Here is a 1920-nt window from a genome sequence, read left to right as displayed (position 1 = left end):
GGCGCTTGCGTCTTCGTCGACGACCAGCAGCGCAATGTCGATGGCAGCTGTGCTGCCGGCATGCGCACGGTTCATTTCGACGTCGCTCGCCCGGCTCATTCCTATGCCGAAGCCCTCAGTCATTTCGGCCTCGTCCCAGTTGCCTGAGATTTTTTTGCGGAGTCCTCTATGCGCGACATCAATTTTCTCACCGAAACCAACACCAAGCCGATCTGGCACCCGATGGCGCATCCGGCCGAGATGCGGGCCAACCCGCCAAAGGTGATCATGAAAGGCGAGGGTGTGATGGTCACCGACATCGCCGGCAAGACCGTGCTCGACGCCGTCGGCGGCCTGTGGAACGTCAATCTCGGCTACAGCTGCGACCCGATCAAGCAGGCGATCGCCGACCAGCTCGGGGCGCTGCCCTATTATTCCGGCTTTCGCGGCACCTCGACCGGGCCGTCGATAGAACTCGCCTACGAACTCTGCGAATGGTTCGAGCCAGAAGGCATGGTGCGGACCTTCTTCACCTCGGGCGGCTCGGATTCGGTCGAAACGGCACTTCGGCTGGCCAGGCAATACTGGAAGATCCGCGGCCAGGCCGACCGGACAAAATTCCTCGCCCTGAAGAAGGGCTATCACGGCACGCATTTTGGCGGCGCGTCGGTTAACGGCAACGCCAATTTCCGTCGCAACTACGAGCCGCTGCTGCCCGGCGTCTTCCACATTCCCGCGCCCTGGACCTTCCGCAACCCGTTCGATGAGACCAACCCAGCGCGGCTGGCGAAACTGTGCGCCAAGGCGCTGGAGGACGAAATCGCCTTCCAGGGCGGCGACACCATCGCCGCTTTCATCATGGAGCCGGTTCTCGGCGCCGGCGGCGTCATCGTTCCGCATGAGAGCTTCATGCCACTGGTGCGTGAGATCTGCGACCGCCACGAGATCCTGCTGATCGCCGACGAGGTGGTGACGGGCTTCGGCCGCACCGGCGCATGGTCGGGCTCGCGTCTGTCCGGCGTGAAGCCGGATTTCATGACCATCGCCAAGGCGATCACGTCAGGCTATTTCCCGCTCGGCGCGACCTTGATCGGCGGAAAAGTCGCCGATGTCTTCGAGGCCGACAAGACCAGTTTTGGTGCGATCGGCCACGGCTATACCTATTCCGGCCACCCGGTCGGCTGCGCGGCGGGTCTGGCGGCGCTTGCGGAGACCAAACGGCTTCGCCTGAACGAGAACGCGGCGGCACGGGGCGTCGAACTCGCGGCCACGCTGGAGGGGCTGAAGGCCAGGCATGCGATCGTCGGCGATGTCAGGTACAAGGGCCTGATGGCGGCGCTAGAGCTGGTCTCGGACCGCACGACGAAAAAGCCGGCCGACAAGAAGACCATGGCCGTGGTTTCGGAGGCCGCCTATGAGGCCGGCGTCATGCTGCGTGTGTCGGGCAACACCATCATCCTGTCGCCGCCGCTCATCATCAGCGCTGCCGATGTGACGAAGATCGGCGAAGCGCTGGATGCAGGCCTATCGAAGGCCTGACGGTTAGCTGGCCACAACGGAGTTTCAAGACGCCATGAGTCAATCACAAGAGGCACTGGTTAGCCGGCGTTCCCGCCTGCTCGGCGAGAAATCGCAATTGTTCTACGACGAGCCCGTGCATCTGGTTCGCGGCGAAGGCGTCTGGCTCTACGATGCCGATGGTCGGAAATATCTCGACGCCTACAACAATGTCGCACATGTCGGCCACTGCCACCCGCATGTGGTCGAAGCCCTGTGCCGGCAGGCCAGCCTGCTCAACACCCACACGCGCTATCTGCACACCGCCATCCTCGATTATGTCGAGCGGCTGACCGCGACCTTTGATGCCATCCTGTCGTCCGCCATCCTGACCTGCACCGGCAGTGAGGCCAACGACATCGCGCTGCGCATGGCGCAGGCCGC

Annotated in this window: 2 protein-coding genes and 1 pseudogene; all 3 read left to right on the top strand. The window is 63.3% G+C overall.

Annotated elements, in window-relative coordinates; genetic code table 11:
* Positions 1 to 147 (top strand): annotated as a pseudogene (locus EN749_RS39220) (HAD family phosphatase); the annotation flags it as partial.
* Positions 148 to 168: 21 nt separating this feature from the next.
* A complete protein-coding gene (locus tag EN749_RS34945) occupies positions 169 to 1518 on the top strand; it encodes an aminotransferase class III-fold pyridoxal phosphate-dependent enzyme (RefSeq protein ID WP_128364879.1) in 1350 nt (449 codons plus the stop codon).
* Between the two features lie 34 nt (positions 1519 to 1552).
* On the top strand, positions 1553 to 1920 hold a 368-nt coding region (locus EN749_RS34940; protein ID WP_128364878.1), incomplete at its 3' end, for an aminotransferase class III-fold pyridoxal phosphate-dependent enzyme.

The organism is Mesorhizobium sp. M7A.F.Ca.ET.027.02.1.1, assembly GCF_004022985.1.
In the GTDB taxonomy this organism is placed as follows: Bacteria; Pseudomonadota; Alphaproteobacteria; order Rhizobiales; family Rhizobiaceae; genus Mesorhizobium.
This window is presented reverse-complemented; position numbering and strand designations above follow the sequence as displayed.

What these genes read in the sequence shown, in the direction of transcription:
- EN749_RS34945 (WP_128364879.1), top strand. Translation starts at nt 169, where the DNA reads ATGCGCGACATCAATTTTCTCACCGAAACCAACACCAAGCCGATCTGG.